Source organism: Nostoc sp. FACHB-190 (assembly GCF_014696905.1).
Taxonomy (GTDB): Bacteria; Cyanobacteriota; Cyanobacteriia; order Cyanobacteriales; family Nostocaceae; genus Nostoc_B.
Genome location: NZ_JACJQW010000001.1, coordinates 96,411 through 118,517 on the forward strand (window position 1 = coordinate 96,411; position 22,107 = coordinate 118,517).

The window sequence follows — 22,107 nt, forward strand, 5'->3', positions numbered from 1 at the left end:
AGCCTGCGGCAAGCCGCTAAAAGCGTCTACATACTTCACACTTCAGACTTTAAAATTAGTCTAGATCGCTTTCTAAGACAGATGCGATCGCTTGCTTGGTACTGGTTTGAAATTCTGTAATGTTGACGCGGTTGAGGAACCCAATTGAAAGTACCATTCCCACTGCTTCTAAGGCAAATACTAGCCCATAAGCTAATTCCAAACTGGGCAAAGTTCTCCGACCAATATCCAAAAGTGTACCGCCAATCACCACAGCCAGACCCCTAGAAATCGACTGTGCCAGTCCCCACGCACCAATAAACGTCCCGGCGGCTTCGGCGGCGGTCAAATCCAACATCAAGCTAATTGCTGCTGTAGTTAAGAAACCAGTCGCTAAACCAAACAACACCAACCCAAATTTTAAGAAAGCTACATTGGCGGTAAATCCCGAAATTCCCAATAATGCGGCACATAAAGCCACCAACATACAACCTAACCTGGCGCTGCGGCGTTTACCCAAACGTGGCACAATCAAAAATCCAGCCACAGCGTAAGCAACTAGCAAACCCATACCATAATAAATATTCAATTTGGTGCTTTCCGCCAAAGGCATTTTAAACACCTGACCCGCATAAGGTTCTAAAATTGGGTCTTGCATAAACAAACACAGCGTCATCACCACCAAAAAGGTGAAAAACAAACCTGTTTGGGGACTGGCTGTTAAGATTTTCCACGCTGCATTTAGGGTAATGCTGTCTTCGCGGTTGACTAGTGTAGAACGGCTGGAATATTGGGAGTATTTTTTTTCAACACCGAATGTGGCTGCGATCGCCAATCCAAAGACAATCGCTGGCACAATTGTAAATAATCGGTTGATTGATGCCTGTAATGTTTCTGGAGTTGCTTCTGGAGTTAATTGCCTGAGTAAGCTAGAACTAATAATTGCGCCGACAATGATTCCCACCATCAGCATTGACCAAACTACACCCACGACTTTAGAACGGTTATCTTCTTCCGACACATCCACCAATAAAGCCGCGAAAGCTGTACCACTAGCGCAAATTGCCAAACCGTAAATTGCAAAAATTAAAGATAGCAGTGCAGTCCAGCCGATGGTGTCAGTTGTCCAAGTCCAGCCGTCACCAGAAATACTCGCAGCATTATTTAACTGCCACATTACTTGTACCGCTAAAAAAGCCGCGATCGCAAATATCGCCGCCCCCACCCATACATAAGCTGTCCGGTGATAACCCCATAACGGTTTAGCATCTGACATCTGACCAAACCATATCCGCGAAGGTGACACAAATGCAGGTAAAGCCAGCACCAACGCCACCAACGTCGCCGGAATCGCTATTTCTTGAATCATGACCCTGTTGAGTACACCCAGAGTCAAGATAGACATCATACTCAAGCCCATTTGAAACAAGCCAAGCCGAAACATAGTCGGCAAATTGACCCTTGGCGCAACTGGGTATTTTGTTTCACTATCAAATACTTCACCGCTTGTCATAGTTAGTTTTTTGGATGGTTTATCAAAATAGTCTCTCTTTAATTAAAGATAAACTGTTCGATATTCCAAAAAAAACAGTCATTTCAGTGCATCAATTTTTATATTTGGCGGAGAGGTGCTTTAAATTTATAGAATTTCATCTACCAGAACCGTACCACCCTCACAAAAATCTATGCTGAGATGATAATCTTCAAGCAAGGCAGTTCCAATAAGTGGACGGCGACCCATTGCTAGTGCTGCAATATTACGATCAACACCATTCCATACAATTGTTGCTAAATAAACATCGGTTGCCACACTGGAATTATTAGCTAGGTTGGCGTTGATATTTATGAGGTAAGGCAAACCAAGAGTAGCAATTACAGAAGGCGGCAAAGTTAAGAACCCTTCAAACCCTGTATCAATAACGCATTCGATTTCTACACCTGAACCTTCTGGGGGAAGAATAATCAAACTCATTCTTGCCTGAAGTCAAACAACATTTCCGTGTATCACTGTGCCGTCCTGAGCAATGTACCACCAACTGCATAAACGGCATCATAACCAATTCTTTCTCCCCAAAGTGCTGCATTGGGTTGCTTGGATTTTAATCGCAGACTCGTTTCGACTAAATCATGACCGATTTCGTAATCTCCCGTTTCAACATTAATCGAGATAATTTTGCCAATGTTTTCTTGTGTCTCAACTTTGGCACGGATACTTTTTTCGTAGAGTTCCTTTCCACGTTGAGCGACTTCTTGGTTACTAAGTGTTGGGTGGGACATAAATAAATCCCCTGTTTAAGCGGCTAGATTCTTCACTTTATTGTAGGGCAATACCAGTAACCCTAGCGGAAAATTCAAGCTGCTAAGGTACCGCTATCAGGGTTTACACTTTGCTTTGTTTTACTCATCACTTTGTGTAGGCTCTGAGTACAGGGAAACCATCTCCCCACATAAATACCTAACGTCTAATGATAAAACAAAAATTTCAACTTAAACTTACCAGAGATAACGTCCTGGGAATTGCCGTTCTAGTTATGGTCACGGGGACGCTCATACTTGCTTTTATAGACCCAACTGTGCGTCCATTTCTTTTCGACCTAACACAAATGGCTTTAGGCGCTTACTTAGGATTAAAAGCCGGAGATAAGTGAACTAAATAACTACATGATCGCATCTCGTACTTTTAGTTCAAGAGTTGCGATCCTTCTCATGGCGTACCTCTTACCATTTAGACCAGAAGCTTGTTTACATTGATAGGATTTACGCAAAAAACCCCCAACTCTCATTCCTCCGTGAACTCTGCATCTCTGTGGTTCGATTTTCCTTAGCTTATGCGTAAGTCCTGATTGAGTAATAACTAATGCTCGCTCTTTCAAGAAATGGCGTAATGGTAACTCGTAACCACAAGGATATTTCTCAAATTCCTGCTTTACTATTGGAGGATTGAACAAAGTAAAACAGAGGAGTTTCCACAAAATGGCTAGATCCAATGTTATGTTCGCACGTTTTTTTGTAACGCTACACTAAGAAAGTGAAGAAATGTAAACGTATAGATATTGCGATCGCACTCCGTCTATAACAATCAAACGTAAATTTTTTATTATCGGCGGTAGCTAAAATCAACGGGTGGTAAACTGCAGTAGTTGCAATCAAGCGATCGCCAGGATCTTGATGTGGTAGCTGAAGCTGACGGCTGAGAATAGCAATTTGGCGGTTAAGAGGCGCTTCTCGGATTTCTAGAGTATTTAAAGCTAAATCAATCCATGCAACTGGATGCGGCTGTAAAGATATTCGTCCTTTTTCTGCTAATAGTAGCGTTTCCCAGATACTAATTGGACTTAGCCACAGTTCGGTTGTTGTCGCTGCAATGGTGGTTTGAAGCTGAGAAGATAAGCTTTCATTACCAAGTAAATACCAAATCCAGATGTGGGTATCCAGTAAGAGCTTCACTGAAGTACTTCCCATGTGTTATCAGGAATCACTGGCGAAATCAAATCTCCCAAGATTTCACCACTACCTTTCATTGCTCCAAATACTGTGCGTTCGGACTGAGGTTTGGCAGGATAGATAATGACCAAAGGTTCCCCATCATGAGTAACAGTTAAAGGTGTTTTGGTACGCTGTATTTCTGCAAATATTTGTTGGAGTGTTGCTGGTAACTCGTTGCTGGCAATGTGTTTCATAGAATTGTCATTGAGTATGCTTAAATTTTAAGCAAAAAAACTGCACATAGGTCAGTGTCTGTTTTCCCGTTCGCAGTTTTTTTGTAACGCTACACTAAAAAAGTAAAGAAATGTAAACGTGTAGATATTGCGATCGTGGAAACTATCACATTAGGCAAAAATGGCCCGACTGTTCCACCTCTATGTATAGGAACTTGGGCTTGGGGCGATAAACTGTTTTGGAATTATGGCAGTGACTACGGCCCCGAACAATTACAAGCAGCTTTTACAGCAGCTTTAGAAGCGGGTGTTACTTTTTTTGACACCGCCGAAGTTTACGGAATGGGACTGTCAGAAAAATTTTTAGGGCAATTTATCAAACAGACGACCCAACCTGTACAAGTTGCCACAAAATTCGGACCTCTGCCTTGGCGATTTACCGGACAATCTGTGAGTGATGCGTTAACAGAAAGCCTCAAACGTCTGCAACTAGAAAAAATTGAACTGTATCAAGTGCATTGGCCATTTGCTTTCTTTTTGAGTCAAGAAACACTGATGAACACCTTAGCCGATGAAGTGCAGCGAGGCAGAATTGCCGCAGTTGGTGTCAGTAATTACTCAGCCGCCCAAATGCGAGAAGCCCATCAAATATTAGCAGCTAGGGGCGTTCCTTTAGCTGTCAACCAAGTACGTTATTCTTTACTGACTCGTCAAGTAGAAAGTAGTGGAATTATTGCAACCGCCCGTGAGCTTGGTGTCACAATTTTAGCTTACAGCCCTCTAGCCCAAGGATTACTCACAGGTAAATACACGCCGGAAAATCTCGAAAAATTAAGCGGTGCTAGAAAGATAGACCCAAAATTTGGTAAAGAAGGCTTGGAAAAAATTGCCCCAGTGATATCTTTATTACGTGAGATTGGAGAAAAACGCGATGGTCTACGACCGACCGTAGGTCATCGCACCCCGGCGCAAGTCGCACTCAACTGGTTAATTGCCCAAGGTAATGTGATTCCCATCGCTGGTGTAAAAACAGCCGAACAAGTCAAACAAAATGCTGGCGCTTTAGGTTGGACATTAAATAGCGATGAAATCGCAGAAATAGAAAAAGCTACTCGTCCTTGGCTGAATTAACTACCTGCTTGAAAAATTTGTTTTGCAGTTAAATTTAACTCTGGGAATGTTGGCGACTCGATGCAATCATCACCTTTAAATTGAATCACTTGGTACTCATCATCAACCAACGAGTAAATAGAAATAGTCGGTTGTTTCGGGTCGCCAACAAACTTTTTAGCAGCTAATCCTAAATAATCTACAATCCAATATTCACGAATGCCAATTCCCTCATATTCACCATATTTTTTGTAGTAATCATCGCGCCAATTACTACTTACGACCTCAATAACTAATGGAATAGAAGCTGCTTGGCTTACAGTTGATTCTTGTTGCCATAAAGGCTCGTTCATCAAATTAGCTTGGTTTAATATTAAAATATCTGGTGAATAGGCAGACTCGCTATCAATTGGCTTAACTAATGCTGTCTTAGGTATCAAATAAGGTAGGCGTGATTGATAACACTGAACAGCTAACTGTATAGATAAAAAGCCTGTAACCTCTTCATGACCTCCTAATGGTTGTGCCATTTTAACAACTACTCCATCGTGCAATTCATAGAGTTCTCCATCAGGTTTCCAACTGACGAATTCTGCAAACGTTACTGTTTTGCGTAGAGCTTGAGTCATAAGTACTTTATCAACACAAGGCAAGTTTATCTGCTGTTTAACTCTCTAAATTCTAGTCCCTAGTCCCTAGCCTCTAGCCTCTTATTCAAATACAGGCGGCCACAATTTTGATATCGTTAGCTCCCAACCAGGAAGTAAATCTGGCAGTGTCAATTTATCGTTATTTTGTAAAATTACTGGTGCTTGATTCAGCCGATAAACTTTTAATATCAACTCATCTGGATCAATCAAAATCCCAACAGTACAACCAAATTCTAAAAATAATTGAATCTTTTCTTCTAATGTTTTCACACGGTCTGACTTGGATTTAATTTCTACCATCAAGTCAGGTACTAATTCTACAAAATCGCGCTTACTAGTTTTGAGTCTGTCAGCTCGCACAAAGGACACATCTGGAGCGCGGAGATTGCGTTTTTCATGATTATTTTCCAAGCTAGGCAGAATAAAACCAGCACTAGAACCAGTAACTCTTCCTAGCTTACGTGGACGTACCCAATTGCCGAGTAAGCGAATTAACTCAGCCCCTATTTCTTCTGAAATATAATCTGATGGCCCCATAACTAGGATGCTTCCATCTACCAGTTCCATCTGCCATTCTGGATGTTCAGCTTGTAGCTGCTCTAAATCTGCAATTGTGAACATAAAACTATAGAAAGTTCATCTTTATCTATGTTCCTACAAGCTGATAGAAACGGTGAGTGACTGTTGTAAGTTATGAGTCCTGAGTACACATCAAAACACTTAGCGAGAAGTTGCGTGCGGGGGTTCCCCCCGTTGAGCAAACTTCGGTGACTCAGCACTCAGCACTCACTACTTAAGAAGCAGATTCTCTCGCGCCAGAAGAACCTAGCTTTTGATTGGCAGAAACGGGGGCTTCACGACGACCTGAGCGTAGTTTGGGCTTGGGTGTGGAGCGTCCTTCGTCACCGTTGTTAGCATCTGATTTGTTCCAAGAACGGTTTCTGTCACCAGAAAATTCACGACGCTTCATGATTTTGGGTTTAGCGACGGGAACTTCTTCGGGAACTTCCACCTCAGAGCTTAACCAAGCGGGACGGGTTTCATCATAAGCAAGTTGCAGTGCCGCAGCAGCGATCGCATGAGCATCATACTGTTCAATCAATTCGCTGACAATCGGTAAGAAGGAAGCTAGTCTTTCGCCGCTTAGGGCTTCTCTGACTTGTTCTTGCAATTTGTTGATGTGCCGTGCTTCAATTTGCGCCCTGGTGGGAATAGACAGTAATTGCCAGCTTTGACGGTTATGACGCTCAAATATTTGCTGTTTGCGACGCTCAAAAGGCTGAACCAAGGTAATGGCTGTACCTTCTTTACCAGCACGACCAGTCCGACCAATGCGATGCACGTAGGTTTCTACGCTATCGGGTAAGTCGTAGTTAATGACGTGGGATAGTTGGTCAACATCTAAACCGCGTGCAGCAATGTCAGTGGCGACTACCCAGCGCACTTGACGATTACGGAAGCGGGTTAATAAACGTTCTCTGGCTTGTTGGGACAAATCACCGTGATATTCATCCACGCTGTGACCAGCAGCTTGCAGTTGGTTGGTGAGTTCTGCCGCAGTTCTGCGGGTACGCACAAAGATTAAAGCTGTTTCTGGATCTTCCATTTCCAGAATTGGCTGTAATGCTTTGGCTTTTGTCCAGTGGCGGGGAATTAAGTAAGCTACTTGGTTAATTTTGTTGGGTGCAGCTTTTGGTTGCTCAACAGTAACGGTAACAGGCGATCGCAAAAACTTGTTCACCAACATCCGAATTGACGGAGGCATTGTGGCCGAAAACAATGCTGTTTGCCGTTCTTGGGGTGCTTGGGACAAAATTCTCTCCACATCATCGATAAAGCCCATGCTCAACATTTCATCGGCTTCATCTAACACAAACCACTTGACTTGATCTAATTTCAAGCTACCGCGCTCTAGCAAGTCAATCACCCGGCCGGGAGTGCCGACAACAATGTGAACGCCGCGTTTGAGCTGCATAATTTGACGGTCAATTGATTGACCACCGTAAATTGCTAAAGCCCGTAAGCCACTGTTACCAATAAATTGGCTAACAGCATCATGGACTTGAATTGCTAATTCACGGGTTGGGGTTAAAACTACAGCTTGCACGGCTCTTTGGCTAACATCCAGCCGTTCTAAAATTGGTAGAGAAAAGGCTGCTGTTTTGCCTGTACCAGTTTGAGACTGTCCTACTACATCCCGACCTGACAACAGTTGGGGAATAGCTTGGATTTGAATGTTAGTCGGTGCGGTAAAACCAATTTTTTCTAATTGTTCAGCGCGTTCTTGGGAAATTCCTAGTTCAATAAACGAAAGATTCATCAACTCTCCTAGATTTTGCTTTTTGACTTTTTGTTTAGATTGGGAAATCGAAATCTATGTGTAACTGAGGGCAACTTGACCGTAGAGGTCATAAGTATCAGCACTGCGAATTGCAACAGGCACAATGGTTCCTAATTTTGCTGCGCCTGTGACATACACCAAACCATCAACTTCGGGCGAACTTCTGCTAGAACGACCAATTAATTCCCCACTTTCAGGATTTTCTTGCTCAATCAGGACATCAACGATTTTGCCGACTTCCTGTTGATTTCTCCGCCAAGAAATGGGCTGCTGAATTTCCATGATTTTCTGCCGCCGCTCGTCCATAATTTCCTGGGGTAACTGATTGGGCAGACTGTAGGCGGGGGTTCCTGCTTCTGGTGAAAAGGTAAAAACACCAACATGGTCAAATTCATGCTGCTGCACGAAGTTGAGTAGATGCTCAAAATGCTCTTCGGTTTCGCCGGGAAAACCAACAATCAAGGTTGTCCGTAATACAGCTTCTGGTAGTGCAGTTTTAATGCGCTCAATAATTTCATTGTTGACTCGCCCTTGCCAGGGACGGTTCATGGAGCGCAGAATCTCTGGATGAGAGTGTTGCAATGGCAAATCCAAGTAAGGTAAGACGTTGGGTGTTTCTTGGATTGCCGCAATCACATCTGGGGTCAATCCTGTGGGATAGGCATAGTGCATCCTAATCCAAGGTATGTCCACTTTCCCCAAGGCTCGGAGTAATTCGGCGAGTTTGGGCTTACCGTAAATATCCAATCCGTAGTTAGTAGTAATTTGAGAAATCAAAATGATTTCTTTTACGCCTTGGCTGGCTAACTGCTCGGCTTCGGCCACAATTGATTCAATGGTACGCGATCGCTGATTACCTCGCAGATACGGAATAATACAAAACGCACACCGATAATCGCATCCTTCAGCCACTCTCAGGTAGGCAACACCCTCTGTTGTCGTGCGGTAACGCGGTGTGGTTTCATCGGCGATGTAAGTTGGTTCGGCGCTAATTTGTTTAACGCGCTCTCCTTGTTCAGCTCGCTCGATCACATTGACGATCTTGTGATAATCACCTGTACCAACCACGGCTACGGCTTCGGGCAACTCTTCCAATAATTGCTCTTGGAAATGCTGCGCCATGCAGCCTGTGATCACGATTTTTTTATTAGCCTCTGCCAATTCTACTAAAGTTCTGACAGATTCTTCTCTTGCTGCTTCAATAAAACTACAAGTATTAACGATAACGTAATCTGCTAACTCTTCGTTTGTATCTACGCCATAACCTGCTTCTACCAGCAGCCCTAGCATGTGTTCTGTATCTATTCGATTTTTTTCGCAGCCCAAATGAGATATTGCTATTGTTGGCTTTTCACCCATACTTTCATATCTAAGATTTTTTCTTTTAGTCACACAAAGCGCAGTGACTTCGCTCTTTGTGATGCACGCCTTGAAGCTGACAACACTTAGGTGGATTTTTCCACTACCAGTAACTGTCTTTGCTATGACCTATACAAATTGAGGCCATGTTATGATATGTCTACTATTTGTTTCCCAGGGTAAATTGGAGTGTCTTTGATTATTTTTGACACTTGTAATATTTTTTAACAAATCGCCTGTTAGTATTTTACACTACCGTAGCGTATGCGTTGCTAATTTACCCGTCGGGAAGCCGCCCAAAAGGCTGGTTGTGAGAAGTCGCTACCCTCAGGGAAATCGCGCTGGCGACTACGCCTAATCAAGCAGTAATGCTACCCTAACGCTCAGGCAAGATGCCCAAGCCACGGGAAGGTGCCTTGCGTCTTATGAGTGGCAAACTCCTCTTGTAGCCAGGTTTTATCTTAACATATCTTATGGAACGTTTTATGCCAAATTCCATCCCCAGATGGAGGTAGTAAAACCAGTGCCAGAGAAAACATGAATGCTAATCAAGGAAGTAGGGACGTAAGACGAGAAAATAGGAGCTAGGTGAATTTTAATCCTAAAATCCAATCCCTAATCCCTGATCTCTGAATAATCTTTTGAAGACGTGGACTTATATCAGACCTTTAAAACTCGTACACCAATTATTGGCGTAGTTCACCTACTGCCATTACCCACCTCACCCCGTTGGGGAGGGAGCCTAAAAGCCGTAATTGACCGTGCTGAACAAGAAGCAACTGCTCTTGCCAGTGGCGGCGTAGATGGCATTATTGTCGAGAACTTTTTCGACGCGCCATTTACCAAAAACCAAGTAGACCCAGCCGTTGTGAGTGCGATGACGGTGGTAGTGCAGAGGATACAAAATTTAGTAACCTTGCCGATAGGTTTAAATGTATTGCGGAATGATGCCAAAAGTGCGATCGCGATCGCCAGTTGTGTGCGGGCGCAATTTATCCGAGTGAATGTGTTAACTGGAGTCATGGCCACTGACCAAGGATTAATTGAAGGTGAAGCCCACCAATTATTGCGCTATCGGCGAGAATTAGGCTCTGATGTCAAAATTTTGGCAGATGTTTTAGTCAAGCACGCCCGGCCTTTAAGTTCACCTAATTTAACAGTTGCGGTTCAAGACACAATTGAACGCGGTTTAGCAGACGCAGTAATTTTATCTGGCTGGGCGACAGGTAGTCCTCCCACCGAGGAAGATTTAGAACTAGCGAGCGGTGCAGCCAAAGGCACACCAGTATTTATCGGTAGTGGAGCCGACTGGGAAAATGTTGCTACACTGTTGCAGGCAGCAGATGGGGTGATAGTTTCCAGTTCCTTAAAACGTCATGGTCGCATTGAGCAACCAATTGATCCGATTCGCGTCAGTCAATTTGTTGAAGCAGCCCATCGCACTTGGAACTCTAAAAGCCCCAGCAAATCAACCCAACAAATAAAGTTACATTCTTAGTAAGTAGGGAGTGGGGAGTAGGAAGGATTTGTATACTTCAGACTTCACACTACCCTCTGGGAAGCCACCCAAAAGGTGTCTACAGACTTCATACTTCATACTTCAGACTTCGCAGTTATGATTCGCCGCCGTTCTACTCCTTGGATTCATAAATGGTCGCGCCCAATAATTGCCGCGATCGCCGGATGTGGTACTTTAGTCACTGGCTATCTCACCATTGAAAAGTTAACAGGAGGCAGCGCCGCCTGCATAGCACAAGCTGGCACGAGAGGTTGTAATGACGTACTTTCCAGCCCTTGGGGTACGGTTTTCGGTCAGCCATTGGCATTATTTGGATGTTTAGCATATATCAGTATGGTGATATTTGCTTTAGCGCCCTTAGTTGTCAACTCTGAGAACAGCAACCAGCGTAAACAAATCGAAAATTGGACTTGGTTGCTGTTGTTGGTGGGAGCAATTGCCATGTCTGTGTTCAGTGGCTATTTAATGTATGTGCTGGCTTTTCAAATCAAAGCCTTGTGTCCTTACTGTTTAGCCTCGGCATTCTTCTCCCTCAGTTTGTTAACTCTCACAATTCTGGGACGTACCTGGGAAGATATCGGACAAATTTTATTTACGGCTTTGATTGTGGCAATGGTGACACTGATTGGGACTTTGGGTGTGTATGCAGGTGTGAATACATCACAAACGCCTGGTTCCACCGGACAACAAAGAATTTCCTTTATCCCGACACCAGCACAAACGCCTAACCCGGAATACGGTTGGGAAATTACCACCAACTCTGGAGAAGCCGAAATCGCCCTAGCACAACATTTAGCCAAAGTCGGTGCGAAAGAATATGTTGCCTACTGGTGTCCTCATTGCCACGAACAAAAGCTAATTTTTGGTAAAGAAGCTTACCAAATTATTAACGAGAAAGTGAAGGTTGAGTGTGCAGGCGACAGTCCTAAAGGTAAACCAGAATTGTGCCGCGCTGCAAACATCCAAGCCTTCCCGACTTGGATTATTAATGGTCAAACTTATAGTGGCGTGCAAAACCTCACAGAACTAGCCAAGATTACTGGTTATACCGGCCCAACAAATTTTAAATATTTTAAGTAATCAACGTCAGCGCAATTGTTTTTCTAAATTAATTCTCACTTTTGCTCGTCAACTGGCTGAATATCACAATTCATATTCCCAGTTGACTTATTTTTTTGCAATTTTCTTTTTCAGCGTTAGTATAAGTGACAACAAATTATTAAAATCCTTCATTTACCTTTTCGATAACGAAAATATACTTTTTATTAGCAATCAATATTTATACTGCACCTGTTCTTCTTTGATACAGCAATACTGGTTAACCTTTGCTTAATCATTAATCATGATGAGTTATTCTTTGCTAACACTATTGCAAATTATTTGGTGGAAGATAACAATACTGATAAAATTTTCTCCAATCAACACTGGAGCATCTTCGGGATATTTACTGAGTGTCGGCTAGTTTTTGATATCTGTAGTAATTGAAAGTATTTCTCCCTACTAGGTAATTGGGAATGAATAAGCAGCTAGACAAGCATTTTGTCAGGTTATTTTTGAGTTGGAACCTGCAACAGTCACTTGAGCGAAAATATAAAGAATTAGTTGTTGCTGGTATTGTGGCGACCTGCATTATATTGTTACGCTTTGTCGGAGTGTTTCAATCCTTAGAGTTAGCCGGGTTGGATCAATTTTTTCGCTTACGTCCAACCGAAGAACCAGAAGAACGGATCACGATTGTAGCAATTGATGAAGATTCTTTGCGGCAAGTGGGTTCTTGGCCGATTCCTGATGGCGTGATTGCTGATTTATTGCAGAAAGTACAAGTGCATCAACCTCGTGTGATTGGCTTAGATATATATCGAGATTTAGCAGTCAATCCAGGACACCAAGAACTAGTTAATCTTTATAGTTCAATGCCAAATTTAATCGGTATTCAACTATTAAACCAGAACCGCAATATGCGTGTTCTGCCGCCTCTAAAACTGAACCCAAACCAAGTTGGTTTTAATAATTTACTGTACGACTATGATGGCAAAGTCAGGCGAAATTTGTTGTATCTTCACATGAATGATCAACACTATGAAAGTTTTGCCTTAAAGTTAGCATTACTCTATTTACAAGACCAAAAAATTACCCCAAAAAAAGCTGCTAAAAATAGTGATTATGTCCGATTAGGCAAGGCTATACTTACCCGTTTTCAATCCAATGATGGTGGTTATGTGAGGGCGGACGATCGCGGCTATCAAATTTTATCTAATTTTCCTAAACCATCATGTAAAAAAGTTGCTGGTGAATTTTGTAATTTCCGTCAAATCTCCATGAGTGATGTTTTAGATGGCAAAGTGCCAGTTAGTTGGATACGCGATCGCATTGTGTTGATTGGTTCCACTGCTCCCAGTTTGCAAGACTTTGCATTTATTCCCTACTCTAGCCAAATGTTAGGTACAACCAAGCCAGTAGCAGGGATTGAACTGCAAGCTTACTTTGTGAGTGAGTTAATCTCCTCTGCTTTGACAGGAAGACCATTATTAAGAGTTTGGGCGAAATTATGGGAGTGTTTATGGATTTTTACTTGGTCTTATTTGGGTTCGTTAATCATTTGGCAGATTAAGACTTTTAGTAAAAGTATTCCCAGTATTTTAGTATCTTTATTTATACTTTTTTTAAGTAGTTATCTAGCTTTTTTACTGGGTTGGTGGCTACCATTAATCCCGGCAACTCTTGGCTTGAGTAGCGCCTCAATTTGGATGATTATTCATATTGCATATATGCAGGAAGAATTGAAACGCTCTAAGGAGTTTTTGCATCAAGTCATTAATTCTATTCCTGACCCCATTTTTGTCAAAAATGAAAAACATCAGTGGATTGTCTTAAATGATGCTTACTGCCAATTCATTGGTTATCCTGATAGTCTGTTGCTGGAAAAGTCATATTATGAATTTTTCCCACGCCATGAAGCTGATGTTTTTCGAGAACAAGATGATTTAGTATTTCTCACCCAAAAACCGCGCGAAAATGAAGAAGAATTTACTAATGCTGCGGGTCAAACCCATCTAATTGCTACGAAGCGATCGCTCCACAAAGATGCGGCTGGTAATTTTTTCTTAGTGGGAGTGATTCGAGATATTACCCAGCGCAAGCTAATGGAAGAAGAACTACGACGCACTGCGGCTGAGTTATTTCGCTCTAATACAGAATTAAAACTCAAAGAAGACCATTTACGGTATCTGGCTTATCACGATCCCCTGACAGGCTTATCGAATCGCAAATTCTTTCTTGAACAACTTCAAGAATCTTTACAATGGTCGCAAAACAACAACTTGTTGCTGGGACTGCTGTTTATTGACTTGGATGGCTTTAAACATATTAACGATACTTTGGGGCATGATATGGGCGATCGCTTGTTGGTGATTGTTTCCCAAAGACTCAGTAATTGTTTGCGCGGTAGTGATACTGTCTCCCGGCTGGGTGGTGATGAATTTACAGTCATTCTCCGCGCAATTCCTGAAGTTTCAGTGGCGGCTAGAGTTGCAGAAAAAATTCTCGCCAGCCTAACCGAACCAATTGTGCTATCAGGATACACCACTAAAGTTTCTGCCAGTATTGGCATCAGTGTTTATCCGACAAATAGCCAAGATGCAGAAACCCTGATTAAACAAGCCGATTCAGCTATGTACCGGGCTAAACACTTAGGTAAAAACCGATATGAGTTGACTTGAACGGTCAGCAAAAATTAAAAAAATCAGTAATTTTTACAATAGACAATAGTCTCAGCCATTGTAACCAATGGCTGAATGTTTTATGTCGGGATTTTTATAGTAAAATTGTACTATACTGAGCATGTAAAGATTTATTGTATTGTGATTTATTTAGTCTAAAAATTTATATATGAGTAACACTACTTAAACTAATTTTGAATTATACTTACTTTCATAAATTAAATTTTGATAAAGAAATCACGAAATGAGCCATTTTTGTACTCTCAACTCCTGGTTTTTGCGGAGATGTACCCAATTTACCTCGGAAATACTGAGTTTTTTAGTATTATTTGCTACTAGTCAAGATGGGGGTTTGCCGCAGAAATATAAAGAATATATTAAGATTTTATGTTTCCGCGCCTGACTCTAGAGGTAATTAACGAACCTCGAACAACATCATCGCTACGAGTTCTAACTTTTGGCTGATGTCTGTTAGCAACCTTTAGGTATATTTCTTAAGTGTTGAGCAGATTTTCTGTCCCAAGTTTTTTACTCAAAGATTTTTCTGAGAAATAAAAAATTTTACTAAAGTTTAATTTTTCCGCGAAACTAATTCCGCATCGGATGTAGGTAAAAAAAGTACTGGGTGAAATCAGAATGCAAAAAATAGATAGAAACTTGATGGCGACAAACTTAAAAATCACAAGTATTTTGATATTGTGTGTAAGCGCCTGTTTAGCGATTCCGAAAATTGCTGATGCTAGAGTAAATTTTCACAATTTAGTAGCTAATGCTTTGACTAATACCGAAAATAGCAGTTTTACAAGCTCTAATGGTAATTTTCAAGAGTTAACAGATGTTTATGTGCCGCCAAATTATGGACTTCCTGATAGCCAGCATGGTAGCGGTACACGCTAACGCATTGCAGATTGCTGAGTAAGTATTTTCAAGAGTTATAGCCACAAACATAGTCCTAGGGTATGCTTCGACTCATATTGTTAAGAAACTTCTAGAGAAGAGAATAAACAGTTATTAAAATGATCATCATTCTGGGGAGAGAGGTTTTTCATGCCTACACTTCTTCACTCTTTACCCAACCCTTGATTTTTCATCTCACTGCTTAATACCAATTCGCAATGACGCTCGCTAACGCAATTAAAAAACCTACCTCCAGTAAGACTTTTCTGATTTCTATCTGTCGCATTCTTTTCTTAAATTGGTATAGTGCCATCTCACTTTCAAAATGATAGAGATATACAAGTAGCACCTCGACTTCTCCTGACGGAGACGCTGCGCGAACGCTCGGTACAAGTCGCTCGGCGAACAGAAGCAGAAGTACAGAGGAAGTGATTTGTATCAATAATTTCGTGAATTGGTATAAGTCATAAATTATTTGAATTTAAATTAGGGTAAGGTTTCACTTTAGTAAGCGATCGCGCATTTTAAAACCCCTACATTTATATAAATGTAGGGGTTTATCTTCACCAGGACTTACGCATCGAAATTTTCTGTGGGGATTGGGTGTAAGGGTTTTGGATACTTACACCCTTACACCCTGTTATAAAACCTTATTTTTTCGTTTTTTTGCGTAAGTCCTATTCACCTCTGCCTGTTCCTAATATTATTCATTGACTGCTGAATTTTTCTTTATCGCAACTGAAAACCAAGATTATTTAAGGCTTCACGCAGTCGATCGCGTCCTCTTAAAGATTCTACTGTGGCAATGCGCTCTGAAGAGTGTTGTGACCAATCCCCAGCAATGTTCATCTGTTGTTCAGTATAAAACTGTTTGATGATGTCGTTGTAGTGGGCGATCGCTTCATCTTGTTCGGCTAATTTATATGTTTCTCGATGCAGCACTGCTGACTGTGGTAGACGTGGTTTGATGGCTGCATTTACTTCGGGGTTGGGATAACCCACACATAAACCAAATACCGCATATACAGATGAAGGTAAGTTGAGGATGCGTGCTACTTCTTCTGGGCGGTTGCGAATCCCACCGATGTATACTGTTCCCAAGCCTAAAGATTCAGCTGCGATCGTGGCGTTTTGAGCAGCTAAGGTAGCATCCACAGTTGCCATAACAAACATTTCTAAATAGTCTAAAGCTTCACGGCTGATACCGCGACTATCGGCAACATAACTCAGTCGCGCCAAGTCTGCTAACCAAACCAAAAATAGCGGTGCTTGTCGAATATGTGCTTGATTACCCGCTAGTTTTGATAGTTCTTCTTTACGTTGGGAATCTTCAACGGCCACTAAACTCCAGGTTTGCAGATTAGAAGATGTCGATGCAGACTGCGCGGCTGTGACTAAAATTTCTAGTGTTCCTGGTGGTAGAGGATCACTGAGATAAGAACGGATGGAACGATGAGATAGTAAGGTTGTCAGTGATTCATTCCAATCAATTTGGGAATTAAAAGGAAGTTCACCATAGCGCGATTGTAAAAGTTCTGTAGGATTGCTCATAGGTAAAGATAGGTGATGTAATTGCAACTTTTCATGACTGAAACGGTGTTACGTCTTGGGTGAAAATGCCGCATATTGTTCTTTGGTTAAAAGTGCATCTCTAACCTTCACCTCTTTAGGAATTAACTTGAGTTGATAATAGGTATCAGCAACTCCTTGTTGTAGATTGATGAGATTGTCATCAATTGGCACTACACCAAAACTACGTCTACTAGTTGCCTTTTTCATTGTTTCTAAGTCAATACCCAATACAGGTGCAAGAGTTTGGGCAACTTCATCTCGATTTTGTGCTGACCATTCTTCTAGTTTTTGAATTTCTTCTAAAATGGCCTTCACACTTTGAGGATTTTCGGTGACAAACTTACGGCTACCGATATAATATCCCCCTTGTTTATTAATGCCTGTGCCGTCAACAAGTACACGAGCATTCGTGGCTTTTTGGGCTGCTGCATAAAACGGGTCCCAAATTACCCAAGCGTCAATACTACCTTTGACAAAAGCTGCTCGTGCATCTGCGGGTGGTAAATATTTTGGCTCAATTTCACTATATTTTACTCCCCCTTTTTCTAGAGCTTGAACTAGTAATAAATGGGCGCTAGAACCTTTTTGAAAGGCGATTTTTTTACCTTTTAGGTCACTCAGTTGCTTAATGGGAGAATTTTCTGGGACAAGAATTGCTGAACCTGCTGGACTAGGTGCAATACCAGCCACATAGGTCAATGCGGCACCTGCGGCTTGAGCAAAGATTGGTGGAGATTCGCCGACATGACCAAAGTCAATACTACCAACATTCATCGCTTCTAGTAGTTGTGGCCCGGCAGGAAATTCAATCCATTCTACAGATTTTCCTTCTGGCGCAAATCGCTTTTCTAACACTCCTTTAGTCTTCAGCAAAATCAGGGATTTTTGATAACCAAATCTGATTACCTTAGCTTCTTGAGGTGCTGAATTGCTAACTGGATTGGCACTAGCATTAGGAGTACTCACATTAGATGGTGATGAGCAAGCTGCAAACAACAAACTCAAACAAAGACCTGTAATGAAAGCTCCAGCTATGGGCAAAGGTGTAGTATGAAAGCGCAATCTGGGAGATTTTTGTAAGGATAGATTGAGAAATTGAATTAGCGATCGCCACCGATCAATTAAGTAGCGAAATATCAAGCTAGTCATGAGAATATTTCTCCAGAGTTTATAAAATACTATAAATCTATAGAGTTACAGTTGTATACTATTAATTCAGGGGAAGTTGACATCATAACCAGGAGTGATAACTTGCATATCTCCCCTGTTTTCTGTTAACGATAACTGCGCTTGCCAAAGGCACTTGTATCCATTCCCGCTTTTTTGTGTTTGGTAACAACAGTACTGAGTTGGAGTTTAAAACCAAGTTGCTCTAGCTGGATTTGCGAAAAAGACTCTTTCAAAATAATTGTGAAGGGATATCTTTGAAAGACAGTTGCTCTTCCTTGAGACAATAATGCTCTGGCATGACTGATGCGTACTGGAGATAGGGGTTGCTGATTAGCATCAAGAATTAAAACTTTAGTCATAAATCAAAAAATATTGTTCGTTCAAGTTACTAAGCGATCGCACTTGCTAATTTCACTGCTGACGAAATAGCGATCGCAACCTTTGCTGTTCATAAGAAAGATGAGAGCCTAGAGGTTAACTCCAGTACTCTCCTATAATTACCGCCCATTTAGCTGTGATATCGTGTCCTTAAACATCGGTTTATCGAGCGATTTACCGTTGTTTAGAGTACAAACAAAACCTAACACAGACAAATTAAAAAAGCAAGCTGATTGCTAGAGCCTTTTGCAAAGAATGGGTGTAGGGGCAAAATCCAGTCAAAAGTCAAAAGTCAAAAGTTAAAAGTCAAAAGTTAAAAGTCAAAAATTCTCTGACTTTTGACTTCTCCGTAGGGGTATAGGTGTTCAAAACCCTGACACCCTTATACCCCTTCTTCACAGACAATCTTTGTTCCCAATTCCTATTGCACCAACTTACTGAGTCAAACTTCATCTCCTCCCTTGTCTCCCCTGTCCCCTCTTCCCCTGCTCCCTGCCGCTCTGCCTACACAGTGATAGTATATTTTTTAAGTTGGAAGTCCCTAATTGCTTTTCACCCTCTACCTTGACAAAATTCATCTACCCAAGAAGCTAGACTACGGGCATGAGTATGAGTCAAAGGCTGAGTTTTTAAATTTTGTGGTGATTTGCCATTAGTAGACACTTCAGTAGTCTCAATCAAAGATGGTGCGGTTTTCGTCTGACTTTTTACTGCTGTTTGGCGAGAAACTACAATGCTTCTGGGCATTAGTTTGCCATAATTAGGAAGTTCCACTGCTAGGGCGACAGTTTTACCATTGTTGGGAACTGTTGTAGCCAAGGCTAAAGCTGAGATTGGTTTATTTTGGCGTGATTTATGGGAAGATTTGAGGCTCACCTTAGTCGCAACTGCAAAGGCTGGTAAGGGTTGGTGCGCCTGTGGCGAGTCAGAAGTGATGTTTTCGGGATGTTGGATGGTAGCTGGAGATTGAGGAATGATATCGTTAGCTGTAGCGAGCGATCGCACCGGTTGTTCCTCAAGCGATTTATTTTCAGCAAACTCTTTTATCGGCGCAACTTCATCTAAGTTTGTTAAACGCAACTCCTCATCAGGATTAAAATTCAGCCCCAAGGCTGTCACTATATCATCAGGATTATTATTCAGATCCATCATAAAACTCAGCATCTGCTCAAACTCTGGTTCTAGAACAGATAAAGTCGCCAAAATAAAGCCAGATGATGGTCTTCGCAAGCCATTATAATTTCCCCAAACTCGCATTTTCACTAGCCAGGGACGATTTTGTTTATAGTAACCCAGCCACTTCATTTTTAATGATTGACGTAGCTGCTGAATATTCATCGGATGCCTCACTTGAGTCAACAATAGAGCAGACCTGGTTGTTTGTAATTAGAATTATCCTTGAGGATGAAACCGATAATAAAGCATCTGTTTGACTCTTTCACCACAGCGTAGATGTTGTTCTACGAATAGAGGTACTTCATCGGCTTGCACACCGCTATACCAAACCATATCCGGTAGAACCAACACCATCGGCCCGTTACCGCATTGTCCTAAACAACTACTAGCTGTTACAGTCACATCTGCGGGGACTGGTAAATTTGCCAAAGCTTCTAAAACCTTAGCTGCGCCTTGCTTTTTACAGGTGCGATTTTGGCACACCCGCACACACCTGTGAGTAGATGCTTGACTACTAGCCCCTGAATTTGATGGTTGAGTGATGTTTGTCATTTGTCAATAGTCATTTGTCAATAGTCAATAGTCATCAGTCAACTGGAGATGTCCATTGACTATTGACTAGTCCGCGCAGGTAATCACTGAGCTTGTCGAACTATTTCCTGTTAATAATTTACTGATAGTCCTTTAGAAGCCAGCCAATCACGGTTAAATATGCGTGACTGATAGCGGGAACCACTATCACAAAGAATGGTGACAATGGTGTGTCCAGGGCCTAATTGTTTTGCCAAAGCAACAGCCGCCGCCACATTAATACCTGTCGAACCACCCATCAAGAGGCCATCTTTTCGTAGCAATTGGTAAACGACACGCAAAGCTTCTGTGTCATCGATTTGAATGGCATCATCAGCAGGTGCGCCTTCCATATTGGCTGTGATTCGACTGTTACCAATGCCTTCAGTAATAGAATTACCTTCTAAATGGATTTCGCCAGTTTTGATATAGCTATAAAGTCCACTACCCAGAGGATCGGCAACAACACATTTAATCGCCGGATTTTGTTCTTTCAGGTACAATGCCACACCAGCAAAGGTTCCACCTGTACCAGTTGCAGCCACCCATCCGTCTATTTTACCATCTGTCTGTGTCCAAATTTCTGGGCCTGTGGTTTCGTAGTGGGCGCGGCGATTCGCTAAATTATCAAACTGATTTGCCCAAATGGCGTTATCTAATTCTGCGGCAACTCTACCAGATAGCTTGACATAGTTATTCGGGTCTTTATAAGGAACGGCAGGGACTGGTCGAACTTCCGCACCTAACGCTGTGAGTGCATCGATTTTTTCTTGGGACTGAGTATTAGGAATAATGATTAGGCATTTGTAGCCTTTAGCATTGCAAATATGCGCCAGTCCAATACCAGTGTTACCTGCGGTTCCTTCCACTACAGTACCACCGGGTTTAAGTAAACCTTTTTCTTCTGCATCTTCAATAATATACAGTGCGGCTCGGTCTTTGACTGAACCACCAGGGTTGAGAAACTCGGCTTTAGCCAGAATTTCGCATCCTGTTTCTTCACTAAAACTGTTTAACCGAATCAGGGGTGTATTACCTACAGTACCAATGAAGCCGTTTTTGATGTCCATGTTCAATCTTCTCGAATTCTCGCCTATAAGAATTTTGGCTTATTGCGGCTGTCAGATTTACGGTTTGTGTATAGATTTTCTGCTAAATCAACTACCAAATTTTAATGTTTGATACTCACCCACGAAATAGGGCTTGCTGAAAAAGATGTTAGGTTGGGTGGAGCTATAGCGAAACCCAACAATATCGAGTTTTAAGAGCTAAAAAAGATGTTCTAGATTAGAATCAACTTCACATAAGTTTAAATCCCCACGGCTTTGTCGAAGCGCAGCATTTCTAAAGAGCGATCGCCATATACCCCTTCAATCTGTTGGCGACAGCAATCTATGGCAAAATCATTCAGTTCTTCTGGTTCAATGCCATACATATCTTGAAATGATTCGACTTCTACACGGCAAAAACGTGGGCGATTGGGATAAATCTGGCATTCTCTCGTGGTATGGTCGAAATTAATACACCAACCATCTTCGCCTACCATACTCAGGTACAGTTCCAACTCTTCCGGCGCGAGATATTCGTCTAGGTCGGGACGATCGCTAGGGTCGAGATTGCAGCAGGCTCCACATTGCTTGACACATTGCCAGTTTGCCATTTTGTGTTTTTTCCTATAATTTTGTTAAGTAAATTAAAAATCACACACCGTTCCCGGATATGATCAATTGCGGGTTTTGCAACTGATTGATTATCGAACTTTTTAAGACAATTGGGAGGAAAGAGAAAAAATGTTAGACGGTATTATTAGCACTTTCACCAGCATCAACTGGGAAGTTATTTTCCAACTGCTTTCTGTTGCATTAATTGTCATTGCTGGCCCTGCTGTAATTTTTGTATTGGCTTTTCGCAACGGCAACCTGTAAGAGTGTAAAGTGCTGAGTGCTGAGTGCTGAGTGAAACATCAGTATTCATGACTCAGCATTTACAGTATATAAAAGTAATAAAA

The 22,107-nt window shown here is 41.9% G+C and carries 23 protein-coding genes; 7 read left to right on the forward strand and 16 right to left on the reverse strand.

What is annotated here, in order from left to right; translation table 11 throughout:
- Window positions 1-55: 55 nt before the first annotated feature.
- From H6G28_RS00465 to H6G28_RS00475, 3 genes are all read right to left on the reverse strand, one after another.
- Entirely contained in the window at window positions 56-1,492 is a 1,437-nt protein-coding gene (locus H6G28_RS00465) for a BCD family MFS transporter (RefSeq protein WP_190668109.1), read from the reverse strand.
- Window positions 1,493-1,618: 126 nt separating this feature from the next.
- Window positions 1,619-1,951, reverse strand: coding sequence for a clan AA aspartic protease (locus H6G28_RS00470; RefSeq protein ID WP_190668112.1), 333 nt, complete (start codon window positions 1,949-1,951; stop codon window positions 1,619-1,621).
- Window positions 1,952-1,983: 32 nt separating this feature from the next.
- Window positions 1,984-2,256 carry a hypothetical protein gene (locus H6G28_RS00475; protein ID WP_190668115.1) on the reverse strand — a complete coding sequence of 91 codons (273 nt, stop codon included), beginning with the start codon at window positions 2,254-2,256 and terminating at the stop codon, window positions 1,984-1,986.
- Between the two features lie 188 nt (window positions 2,257-2,444).
- Between H6G28_RS00475 and H6G28_RS00480 the strand changes: the two genes are divergently transcribed.
- Window positions 2,445-2,627 carry a hypothetical protein gene (locus H6G28_RS00480; RefSeq protein WP_190590437.1) on the forward strand — a complete coding sequence of 61 codons (183 nt, stop codon included), beginning with the start codon at window positions 2,445-2,447 and terminating at the stop codon, window positions 2,625-2,627.
- Window positions 2,628-2,994: 367 nt separating this feature from the next.
- On the opposite strand, the gene H6G28_RS00485 is transcribed toward H6G28_RS00480, so the two are convergent.
- On the reverse strand, window positions 2,995-3,426 hold the full coding sequence (locus H6G28_RS00485) for a type II toxin-antitoxin system VapC family toxin (protein WP_190668118.1): 432 nt from the start codon (window positions 3,424-3,426) through the stop codon (window positions 2,995-2,997).
- The gene (locus tag H6G28_RS00490) at window positions 3,423-3,659 is read right to left on the reverse strand and encodes a type II toxin-antitoxin system Phd/YefM family antitoxin (RefSeq protein WP_190668121.1); all 237 of its coding nucleotides are present in this window, start codon (window positions 3,657-3,659) and stop codon (window positions 3,423-3,425) included. Before H6G28_RS00490 ends, H6G28_RS00485 begins: the two co-directional genes overlap by 4 nt.
- A 135-nt stretch (window positions 3,660-3,794) precedes the next feature.
- Between H6G28_RS00490 and H6G28_RS00495 the strand changes: the two genes are divergently transcribed.
- Window positions 3,795-4,769, forward strand: a complete 975-nt coding sequence (locus H6G28_RS00495; RefSeq protein ID WP_190668123.1) for an aldo/keto reductase — start codon at window positions 3,795-3,797, stop codon at window positions 4,767-4,769.
- On the opposite strand, the gene H6G28_RS00500 is transcribed toward H6G28_RS00495, so the two are convergent.
- From H6G28_RS00500 to rimO, 4 genes are all read right to left on the reverse strand, one after another.
- Complete coding sequence (locus H6G28_RS00500) at window positions 4,766-5,377, reverse strand: Uma2 family endonuclease (protein WP_190590432.1); 612 nt, start codon at window positions 5,375-5,377, stop codon at window positions 4,766-4,768. The two genes, H6G28_RS00495 and H6G28_RS00500, sit on opposite strands and share 4 nt — an antisense overlap.
- Before the next feature lie 81 nt (window positions 5,378-5,458).
- Entirely contained in the window at window positions 5,459-6,019 is a 561-nt protein-coding gene (locus tag H6G28_RS00505) for a Uma2 family endonuclease (RefSeq protein WP_190668126.1), read from the reverse strand.
- A 172-nt stretch (window positions 6,020-6,191) separates the two neighbouring features.
- Window positions 6,192-7,718, reverse strand: a complete 1,527-nt coding sequence (locus H6G28_RS00510; protein ID WP_190590430.1) for a DEAD/DEAH box helicase — start codon at window positions 7,716-7,718, stop codon at window positions 6,192-6,194.
- A gap of 54 nt (window positions 7,719-7,772) precedes the next feature.
- Window positions 7,773-9,098 (reverse strand): 30S ribosomal protein S12 methylthiotransferase RimO, encoded by a 1,326-nt coding sequence (gene rimO, locus H6G28_RS00515; protein WP_190590429.1) that lies wholly within the window; start codon window positions 9,096-9,098, stop codon window positions 7,773-7,775.
- Window positions 9,099-9,747: 649 nt separating this feature from the next.
- Between rimO and btpA the strand changes: the two genes are divergently transcribed.
- The 4 genes from btpA (at window position 9,748) to H6G28_RS00535 (ending at window position 15,233) form a co-directional block, all read left to right on the forward strand.
- Window positions 9,748-10,596, forward strand: a complete 849-nt coding sequence (btpA, locus tag H6G28_RS00520; RefSeq protein ID WP_190590428.1) for a photosystem I biogenesis protein BtpA — start codon at window positions 9,748-9,750, stop codon at window positions 10,594-10,596.
- Between the two features lie 117 nt (window positions 10,597-10,713).
- On the forward strand, window positions 10,714-11,697 hold the full coding sequence (locus H6G28_RS00525; protein ID WP_190668131.1) for a vitamin K epoxide reductase family protein: 984 nt from the start codon (window positions 10,714-10,716) through the stop codon (window positions 11,695-11,697).
- Window positions 11,698-12,131: 434 nt separating this feature from the next.
- Window positions 12,132-14,336, forward strand: a complete 2,205-nt coding sequence (locus H6G28_RS00530) for a CHASE2 domain-containing protein (protein WP_190668134.1) — start codon at window positions 12,132-12,134, stop codon at window positions 14,334-14,336.
- A 636-nt stretch (window positions 14,337-14,972) separates the two neighbouring features.
- Complete coding sequence (locus H6G28_RS00535) at window positions 14,973-15,233, forward strand: hypothetical protein (protein WP_242048219.1); 261 nt, start codon at window positions 14,973-14,975, stop codon at window positions 15,231-15,233.
- A 729-nt stretch (window positions 15,234-15,962) separates the two neighbouring features.
- Here H6G28_RS00535 and H6G28_RS00540 read toward each other — a convergent pair.
- The 7 genes from H6G28_RS00540 to H6G28_RS00570 all read right to left on the reverse strand — a co-directional run bounded on the left by H6G28_RS00540 (window position 15,963) and on the right by H6G28_RS00570 (window position 21,759).
- Window positions 15,963-16,784: an NADPH-dependent oxidoreductase gene (locus tag H6G28_RS00540; protein WP_190590426.1), complete on the reverse strand. Its 822-nt coding sequence runs from the start codon at window positions 16,782-16,784 to the stop codon at window positions 15,963-15,965.
- Window positions 16,785-16,832: 48 nt separating this feature from the next.
- Complete coding sequence (locus H6G28_RS00545) at window positions 16,833-17,954, reverse strand: sulfonate ABC transporter substrate-binding protein (protein ID WP_190590425.1); 1,122 nt, start codon at window positions 17,952-17,954, stop codon at window positions 16,833-16,835.
- Window positions 17,955-18,079: 125 nt separating this feature from the next.
- Window positions 18,080-18,334 carry an RRXRR domain-containing protein gene (locus tag H6G28_RS00550; RefSeq protein WP_190590424.1) on the reverse strand — a complete coding sequence of 85 codons (255 nt, stop codon included), beginning with the start codon at window positions 18,332-18,334 and terminating at the stop codon, window positions 18,080-18,082.
- A gap of 571 nt (window positions 18,335-18,905) precedes the next feature.
- Window positions 18,906-19,691, reverse strand: a complete 786-nt coding sequence (locus H6G28_RS00555) for a DUF5331 domain-containing protein (RefSeq protein WP_190668138.1) — start codon at window positions 19,689-19,691, stop codon at window positions 18,906-18,908.
- A 54-nt stretch (window positions 19,692-19,745) separates the two neighbouring features.
- On the reverse strand, window positions 19,746-20,081 hold the full coding sequence (locus tag H6G28_RS00560) for a (2Fe-2S) ferredoxin domain-containing protein (RefSeq protein WP_190590422.1): 336 nt from the start codon (window positions 20,079-20,081) through the stop codon (window positions 19,746-19,748).
- 110 nt (window positions 20,082-20,191) lie between these two features.
- Complete coding sequence (locus tag H6G28_RS00565; RefSeq protein WP_190590421.1) at window positions 20,192-21,169, reverse strand: cysteine synthase A; 978 nt, start codon at window positions 21,167-21,169, stop codon at window positions 20,192-20,194.
- Between the two features lie 239 nt (window positions 21,170-21,408).
- A complete protein-coding gene (locus H6G28_RS00570) occupies window positions 21,409-21,759 on the reverse strand; it encodes a YkgJ family cysteine cluster protein (protein WP_190590420.1) in 351 nt (116 codons plus the stop codon).
- Window positions 21,760-21,889: 130 nt separating this feature from the next.
- Here H6G28_RS00570 and psb30 point away from each other — a divergent pair, with 130 nt between their 5' ends.
- A complete protein-coding gene (gene psb30, locus H6G28_RS00575) occupies window positions 21,890-22,024 on the forward strand; it encodes a photosystem II reaction center protein Ycf12/Psb30 (protein WP_062296431.1) in 135 nt (44 codons plus the stop codon).
- Window positions 22,025-22,107 lie beyond the last annotated feature (83 nt).